The 8,260-nt window shown below is 75.7% G+C and carries 6 protein-coding genes; 3 read left to right on the top strand and 3 right to left on the bottom strand.

Going from position 1 to position 8,260, the window contains the following annotated elements; genetic code table 11:
* Together MY526_RS26725 and MY526_RS26720 are read left to right on the top strand one after the other, a co-directional pair.
* A partial coding sequence (locus MY526_RS26725; RefSeq protein WP_436705467.1) for a hypothetical protein occupies positions 1-318 on the top strand: 318 nt, incomplete at its 5' end.
* Complete coding sequence (locus MY526_RS26720; RefSeq protein ID WP_436705466.1) at positions 315-1,973, top strand: (2,3-dihydroxybenzoyl)adenylate synthase; 1,659 nt, start codon at positions 315-317, stop codon at positions 1,971-1,973. The genes MY526_RS26725 and MY526_RS26720, both read left to right, overlap by 4 nt.
* Positions 1,974-1,977: 4 nt before the next feature.
* Here the strand turns inward: MY526_RS26720 and MY526_RS26715 are convergent, their stop codons facing one another.
* The 3 genes from MY526_RS26715 to MY526_RS26705 are packed head-to-tail and all read right to left on the bottom strand — an operon-like array spanning position 1,978 to position 6,862.
* Positions 1,978-2,889, bottom strand: coding sequence for a DMT family transporter (locus tag MY526_RS26715; protein WP_436705465.1), 912 nt, complete (start codon positions 2,887-2,889; stop codon positions 1,978-1,980).
* Positions 2,886-5,252, bottom strand: coding sequence for a bifunctional salicylyl-CoA 5-hydroxylase/oxidoreductase (locus MY526_RS26710; RefSeq protein ID WP_436705464.1), 2,367 nt, complete (start codon positions 5,250-5,252; stop codon positions 2,886-2,888). Before MY526_RS26710 ends, MY526_RS26715 begins: the two co-directional genes overlap by 4 nt.
* On the bottom strand, positions 5,249-6,862 hold the full coding sequence (locus tag MY526_RS26705) for an AMP-binding protein (protein WP_436705463.1): 1,614 nt from the start codon (positions 6,860-6,862) through the stop codon (positions 5,249-5,251). The genes MY526_RS26710 and MY526_RS26705 overlap by 4 nt, the downstream gene beginning before the upstream one ends.
* 145 nt (positions 6,863-7,007) lie before the next feature.
* On the opposite strand from MY526_RS26705, the gene MY526_RS26700 reads away from it, so the two are divergent.
* On the top strand, positions 7,008-7,853 hold the full coding sequence (locus MY526_RS26700; RefSeq protein ID WP_436695868.1) for a PaaX family transcriptional regulator: 846 nt from the start codon (positions 7,008-7,010) through the stop codon (positions 7,851-7,853).
* Positions 7,854-8,260: the final 407 nt, after the last annotated feature.

Below are 8,260 nucleotides of genomic sequence, written 5' to 3'. Positions count from 1 at the left end.
CCCGGCGCGGCCCTCCCGCTGGCGCCCGGGCCGGCCGGCGGCGCGCCCTGGGCCCTGGCCGTGGCCGCCCCCGACGACGAGTCCGACCTGCCGCCGGCGCTGGAGGCCGTGGCGGCCGGGGTGCGGGCGGGCACCGCGCTCGTGGCCGTCGCCGGGGGCACCCCGCTGACCCGGCGGCTGCTGTGCGAGGCGGCCCGGCTCGACCACGGCGCGCTCAGCCTGCTGGTGGAGGACGCCGACGACGACGTCGCGACGACCGCCGTCCTCTCCGGCCGCACCGACCTGGTCGCCGCACGGCCCGGGGAGCTGCGGCCGTGAGCCGGCTCGCCGAGGGCACGGTGCCCTGGCCGGAGGAGCTGGCGCGGGAGTACGCCGAGCGGGGGTGGTGGCGGGGCCGCGCCCTGGGCGCCGAGCTCATCGAGGCCGCCGACGCCCGGCCCGACGCGATCGCGCTGGTGGACGGCGACGTCCGGCTGACCTCCCGTTCCCTGGCCGCCCGGGCCGACGCGCTGGCCGCCCGGCTGGTCGACGACCTGGGCCTGGCCCGCGAGGACCGCATCGTCGTCCAGCTGCCCAACTGCTGGGAGTTCGTCGTCCTCACCATGGCGTGCCTGCGGGCCGGGATCGTGCCGGTCATGGCCCTGCCCGCCCACCGCGGGCACGAGCTGGCGTACCTCGCCGCGCACGCCGAGGCCGCGGCGCTCGCCGTCCCCTCGACGCTGCGCGGCTTCGACCACCAGGCGATGGCCGCCGACCTGGTGGCCGGGTCGGACACGCTGCGGTCGGTGCTCGTCGTCGGCGACCCCGTCGCGCCCGGCTCGCTCGACCTCACCGCGCTGTGCGCCGAGCCGGACGACGCCGCCGCGGTGCGCACCCGCTGGGACGCCGACGAGCCCGCCGCCCGGAGCGTGGCGGTCTTCCTGCTGTCGGGCGGCACCACCGGGCTGCCCAAGCTCATCGCCCGGACCCACGACGACTACGCCTACAACGCCCGGGCCAGCGCCGAGCTGTGCGGCCTCGGTCCGGGCACCGTGTACCTGACCGCACTGCCGGCGTCGCACAACTTCCCGCTGGCCTGCCCCGGCATCCTCGGCACGCTCCTGGCCGGCGGGCGGGTGGTGATGCTGCCCTCCCCGGAGCCGGAGCGGACCTTCGCCGTCGTCGCCGAGGAGGGGGTGACGGTCACCGCCGCGGTGCCCGCGGTCGCCCAGCGCTGGCTGGCGCACGCCGCGGAGGCCGGGTCCGGGCAGCTGGCCTCGCTGGAGCTGCTGCAGGTCGGCGGCGCGCGGCTGGCCGACGAGGTGGCCCGCACCGTCCGACCGGTCCTCGGCTGCACGCTCCAGCAGGTGTTCGGCATGGCGGAGGGGCTGCTCAACTACACCCGCCTCGACGACCCCGAGGAGGTCGTCTGCGCGACCCAGGGCCGGCCGCTGAGCCCGGGCGACGAGGTGCGCATCGTCGACGAGGCGGGGGCGGACCTGCCCGACGGCGTCCCCGGCGCGCTGCTCACCCGCGGCCCGTACACGCCGCGCGGCTACTACCGGGCGCCGGAGCAGAACGCGCGCGCCTTCACGCCGGACGGCTGGTACCGCAGCGGGGACGTGGTCCGCCGGCGGCCGGACGGCAACCTCGTCGTCGAGGGCCGGGACAAGGACATGATCAACCGGGGCGGCGAGAAGATCAGCGCCGAGGAGGTGGAGAACCTCGCCTACGCGCTGCCGCAGGTGGCCCAGGCCGCCGCGGTCGCGATGCCGGACGCCGACCTCGGCGAGCGGGTCTGCCTGTACGCCGTCCTCCGGCCCGGTGCCGCGCTGACCCTCGCCGAGCTGCGGGACGCGATGGCCGCCGCCGGGGTGGCCCGCTACAAGTGGCCCGAGCGGCTGGAGGTGGTCGGCGAGCTGGCCACCACCAAGGTCGGCAAGGTGGACAAGAAGGCACTGCGGGAGGACGTCGCCGCGCGGCTGGCCCGATGAACCGTCAGGTCGCCGCCGGCTCACGGCGGCGCGCGGGGGCGACCACCAGCGCGACCCCCACCGTGGTCACCGCGATGCCGGCCAGCGAGACGGCCGACAGCCGCTCACCGAAGAGCAGGTAGGCCTCCACCGCGGTGGCCGGCGGGACGAGGTAGTACAGGCTGGACACGCCGGCCGCCGTGCCGTGGCGGAGCAGGAGCAGCAGCAGGAGCACGGCGCCCAGGGAGAGCACGACGACCAGCCAGACGAACGCCGCGACGAACTCACCGGTCCACCGGATGGTCAGGTCCTCGGTGGCGAGGGCGATCGCCAGCAGCAGCGCGGACGCGGCGGCGTACTGGACCGCGGTGCCCCAGACCAGCGGCACCGTGTCGCCGTGCCGCTTCTGGTACAGGGTGCCGGCGGTCCCGGCCGCGAGGGCGACGACGCAGGCGAGCACCCCCGTGACCGGCAGGGGTGCGGTCGACCCGGCGGAGACGACGCCCGGTCCGACGACGAGGGCCACGCCGGCCACCCCGAGCAGCAGGCCGGCCCACTGCCGGGCGCTGGCCCGCTCACCGAGCAGGCGGGCGGCGAGGACCGCGACCAGCACCGGCTGCAGGCTGACCACCACCGCCGACACCCCCGCCGGTACTCCGAGGGAGATGCCGTAGAAGACCCCGCCGAGGTAGCCCGCGTGCAGCAGGACCCCGACCAGCGCGGCGTGCCCGTACTGGGCGGGCCGTGCGGGCCGGGCCGAGCGCAGCGCCAGGGCCAGACCGGCCAGCAGCGCGGCCGCGACGGCCAGCCGGAGCGCGAGGAAGGTGAACGGCTCGGCGTAGGGCAGCCCGTACTTGGCCCCCACGAACCCGGTGCTCCAGAGCAGGACGAACAGCGCCGGCCCGCCGATGCGCAGCAGGGGATGAGAGGGGCTCACGGCCGCCAGCGTGCGTGCCGCGTGCCCGTCCCGCCCGTCCGGATCAGCTGCAGCCGCGGCCGCGGGCCGTCGGTGCGGCCGGTCTGCGGCGGTCGGCTGCCGGCCCGGAACGGCGCCGGCCACTGCGCGCCGGGCCCGGTGTAGCCCTGGTCCGCGGCGGCGTGCAGCGTCCACTGCGGGTCGAAGAGGTGCGGCCGGCCCAGCGCGCAGAGGTCCGCGCGGCCGGCGAGCAGGATGGAGTTGACGTCGTCCCAGCTGGAGATGGCCCCGACGGCGATCACCGCGACGCCGAACTCGCGGCCGACCTCGTTGCGGATCCGGTCGGCGTACGGCGTTTGGTAGCTGCGGCCGAAGGCCGGCCGCTCGTTCTTCACCACCTGGCCGGTGGAGACGTCGATGCCGTCGGCGCCGTGCTCGGCGAAGGCCCGGGCCACGGCGACGGCGTCGTCGACGTCGGTGCCGCCCTCGCACCAGTCGGTCGCCGAGATGCGCACGGTCATCGGCCGCTCCGCCGGCCAGGCCGCGCGGACGGCGTCGAAGACCTCCAGCGGGAAGCGCAGCCGGTTCTCGAGCGGGCCCCCGTAGCGGTCGGTGCGGTGGTTGGCCAGCGGCGAGATGAACGACGACAGCAGGTAGCCGTGCGCGCAGTGCAGCTCGAGGACGTCGAAGCCGGCCCGGGCCGCGGCGCGGGCGCTGTCGACGAACTGCTCGCGGATCACCGACAGCTCGGTCTCGGACAGCTCGCGGGGCACGGCGTTGGCGGGGGAGTAGGGGACGGCCGAGGGGCCGACGACGTCCCAGTTGCCCTCCGGCAGCGGCTCGTCGATGCCCTCCCACATCAGCTTGGTCGAGCCCTTGCGGCCGGAGTGCCCGAGCTGGACGCCGATCCGCGCGTCGGTGGCGCCGTGAACGAAGTCGACCACCCGGGTCCAGGCCGCCTCCTGGTCCGGTGTGTAGAAGCCGGTGCAGCCGGGCGTGATCCGGCCCTCGGGGGAGACGCAGACCATCTCGGTCATCACCAGCGCGGCGCCGCCCAGCGCCTTGCTGCCCAGGTGGACCAGGTGGAAGTCGGTGGGCAGCCCGTCGACGGCCGAGTACATGTCCATCGCCGAGACGATCACGCGGTTCTTCAGCTCCAGGCCGCCGAGCCGGAACGAGTGGAACATCGGCGGGCGCGGCTGGGCCGGCTCCGACTGGGTCCGGGCGAACCAGGCGTCGACGCCGGCCACGAACTCGGGGTCGCGCAGCCGCAGGTTGTCGTGGGTGACCCGCCGGCTCCGGGTGATGATGTTGAACGCGAACTGCTCGGGGTCCTGGTGGACGTAGCGGCCGATGTCCTCGAACCACTCGAGGCTGGCCTGGGCGGCGCGCTGGGTGGAGAGCACCACCGGCCGGCGCTCGGCCTCGTAGGCCGACAGCGCGGCGTCGACGTCCGGCTGCTCGTGCAGGCAGGCGGCCAGGGCGAGGGCGTCCTCCATCGCCAGCTTGGTGCCGGAGCCGATGGAGAAGTGCGCGGTGTGCGCGGCGTCGCCGAGCAGCACCACGTTGTCGTGCCGCCAGGTCTCGTTGCGCAGGGACAGGAAGTTCAGCCACTTGGAGTTGTTGGCGAACACCCGGTGGCCGCCGAGCACGCCGGCGAACAGCTGCTCGACCAGCGCGATCGACTTGGTGTCGCTCTCGCCGGGCGGCAGGTCGAGAGCGGCGACGTCCCCGAAGGCGCGCTGCCACACCTCCTCGTGGCACTCCACGATGAACGTGCTGCCGGTGCGGTCGTAGGGGTAGCCGTGGATCTGCATGACGCCGTGCGGCGTCTCCTCGACGTAGAACTTGAAGGCCTCGAAGACCAGGTCGGTGCCCAGCCACATGTAGCGGCAGCGGCGGGTCTCGAACGTCGGCCGGAACACGTCGGCGTAGCGGGTGCGCAGCGCCGATCGGGCGCCGTCCGCGGCGACCACGAGGTCGTGCTCGCGGCGCAGCTGCTCGGGGTCTGGCGCCTCGGTGCGGAAGTGCACCGGCACGCCGAGGTCGGCGCAGCGGCGCTGCAGGACGGCGAGCAGCTCCCTGCGGCTCATCGCGGCGAACCCGTGCCCGCCGGAGGTGGTCACCCGGCCGCGGTGGTGGACGTCGATGTCGTCCCACCGGGCGAAGTGCCGCTCCATCTCCCGGTGGACCGTCGGGTCGGCGTGCTCGATGCCGCCGAGGGTCTCGTCGGAGAAGACGACGCCGAAGCCGAAGGTGTCGTCGGGGGCGTTGCGCTCCCACACCGTGATCTCGCGCGCCGGGTCCAGCTGCTTGGCCAGGGCCGCGAGGTAGAGGCCGCCCGGCCCGCCGCCGACCACCGCGATGCGCATGCCGGTGCTCACCGGAGCCGGAACCTCTGCAGCTTGCCGGTGCTCGTGCGGGGGAGCTCGGTGCGGAACTCGACCGCGCGCGGGCACTTGTACGGCGCGATCACCTGCTTGCAGTGGGCCTGGAGCTCCTCGGCCGGCACCTCGCGGGTGCGCTCGGGGTTGAGCACGACGAACGCCTTGACGATCGTGCCGCGCTCGGGGTCCGGTGCTCCGACGACCGCGCACTCGACGACCTCGGGGTGGCTCAGCAGCGCCTGCTCGACCTCCGGCCCGGCGATGTTGTACCCGGCCGAGATGATCATGTCGTCGGTGCGGGCGCGGTAGGTGAAGTACCCGTCGGCGTCCCGGACGTAGGTGTCGCCGGTGTAGTTCCACCCGTGCCGGACGTAGACCTCCTGCCGGTCGCCGTCCAGGTAGCGGCAGCCGGTGGGGCCGCGGACGGCGAGGTGCCCCTCGGTGCCGTCGGGCACCGGCCGGCCGTCGTCGTCGAGGACGGCGGCGGTGTACCCGGGGACGGCGCGGCCGGTCGACCCGGGGCGGATGTCGTCGTCGGCCGCGGCGATGAAGATGTGCAGCATCTCCGTCGACCCGATCCCGTCGATGACCCGCACCCCGCTGGCCTCGTGCACGCCGTGCCAGACGGCGGCCGGCATCGACTCGCCGGCCGACACCGCGCGGCGCAGGCCGGCCAGCCGGTGCCCGCGCCCACCGGCGACGATCGCCTTGTAGGCCGTCGGCGCGGTGAACAGCACCGTGGCCCCGTGCTCGGCGACCGCGTCGGCGAGCAGGTCGGGGGAGGGGTGCTCGAGCAGCAGCGCGCTCGCGCCGGCGCGCAGCGGGAAGACCACCAGGCCGCCGAGGCCGTAGGTGAACGCGATGGGCGGGCTGCCGGTGAAGACGTCGTCCGGCTCGGGCCGCAGGACCTCGGCGGAGAACGTGTCGGCGATGGCGAGCACGTCGCGGTGGAAGTGCAGGGTCGCCTTCGGCCGGCCGGTGGTGCCCGAGGTGAACGCCATGAGCGCCACGTCGTCGGCCGCGGTGGCGACGTCGGGGAAGCCGCCGGGGCCGCGCGCGGCGGCCCGTGCGGTGAGGTCGTCGGGGCCCTCGCCGCCGTAGGTGACGACGGTCAGCCCGGGGACGGCGGCGCGCGCGAGGTCGTCGGTCAGCCGGGCGTCGCACAGCGCGACGGCCGGGCGGCACATCTCGCCGATGGTGGCGAGCTCGCCGGCGCGCAGCACCGGCATCGTGGTGACCGCGACAGCGCCGGCCTTGAGGACGGCGAACCAGCAGGCGACCAGGTCGGGGCCGTTGAAGCCGCGCAGCAGCACCCGGTTGCCGGGGACGACGCCCAGCTCCTCGGCGAGCACGCCGGCGATGCGGTCGGCCCGGTCGCGCAGCTCCCCGTAGGTCCAGGCCGGGCCGCCGGGCGCCCGCACGCAGGGGCGTTCGGGGCCGAACCGGGCGATCGTGCCGTCGAGGAGCTCCGTGGCGCAGTTGAGCCGCTCGGGGTAGCCGAGGTCGCCGAGGTCGATGACCGGCCACTGCCCTGGCGGGGGCAGGTGGTCGCGGCAGAAGGAGTCGACGTGGGCGGAGGGGGAGAGGAGCGGGGCGCTCAGCGTCATGGGACGGACCTCCCTGCGGTCGCCGGGTCCGGCCGGGCCGCACCCTGCGGCCAGTATGGCGCTGCGCTGACGGTAGTCAACGGGGCGAGATGCCGGGCTCGTCGGCGCGGGCTCGCGCGGCGCGGCGCGTGGCTATCGTGTGCGCGTGACCGCCGTCGAGGAGGCGGCGGCGCCGGGCCCCGTCGTCCTCCAGCCCCGCCAGCTGATCGTGTCGCTGTACGGGCTCTACGCCCGGGAGCGCGGGGGCTGGCTCTCGGTCGCCGCCGTCGTCCGGCTGATGGCCGATCTCGGGGTGGAGGAGCCCGCCGTCCGCTCGTCGATCTCCCGCCTGAAGCGGCGCGGGCTGCTCGACGCCCGCCGCACCGGCGACCTGGCCGGGTACGCGCTCACCCCGGAGGCGCTCGAGGTGCTGACCGAGGGGGACGCGCGGATCTTCGGCCGACGCCGGGCCTCCGTGGACGACGGGTGGCTGCTCGCCGTCTTCTCCGTCCCCGAGTCCGAGCGCGAGCGCCGCCACCGGCTGCGTTCGGAGCTCACCCGCCTCGGGTTCGGCACCGTCGCGCCGGGGGTGTGGATCGCTCCCGGGCACCTGGACGACGAGGTGCACGAGGTGCTGCGCCGGCGGGGCCTGGCGGGGTACGTGGAGCTGTTCTCGCGGGCGGGCGTGCCCGCGGACGAGGCGCGGGCCGCCGTCGCGCGGTGGTGGGACCTCGATGCGCTGAACGGGCGCTACGCCGGCTTCCTCGACCGGCACACCCCGGCCTTGCACCGCGCGCCACCGGACCGGCCGGTCGAGCCCGCGCGTGCCTTCGCCGACCACGTCCGGCTGGTGACCGACTGGCGGGTGCTGCCCTACGCCGATCCGGGCCTGCCGCTGGCGCTGCTGCCGGAGGACTGGAACGGCGCCCGGGCCGCCGACCTGTTCGCCGAGCTGGCCGGGCGCCTCGCCGGCCCCGCGGCCGACCACGCCCGGAGTCTCCTCGACGCCTGACCTGCCCGCCGTGGGGGCGGTTGGCTCCCGTGCGGGCGCTGCACGTCGGGCTGGTGACCGACCGGCCCGTGCTGCCCTACGCCGATCCGGGTCTGTTGCTGGCGCCACTGCCGGAGGTCTGGAACCGCGGCCGGGACACCTCGCCGGCCCGCCGGCCAGACCCGGGTCTCCTCGCTGCCTGCCCCACGGAGATGCCGTGGCGGGTCTCGCGTCAGACCTGCAGTGTCACGAACGACGGAGCCCGCCGCGCCGGCTTTGGTCGGACCCGCCGCACGCAGGGAGAGGCGCCGCCTTCTCGGTAGAAGCCGCCCGCTCAGTAGGGCGGGGGTGTGGTGGTCGCGGTCAGGCCGGTGGGGGTGGTGACGGTGAGGGTGCCGTCGGGGGTGAGGGTGTGCCGCCAGCCGGGG

Origin of the sequence: Geodermatophilus sp. CPCC 205761, assembly GCF_051383655.1 — a bacterium.
Taxonomy (GTDB): domain Bacteria; phylum Actinomycetota; class Actinomycetes; order Mycobacteriales; family Geodermatophilaceae; genus Geodermatophilus.
Note: the sequence above shows the minus strand (reverse complement) of the source record. Positions and strands in the feature narration are given on the sequence as shown.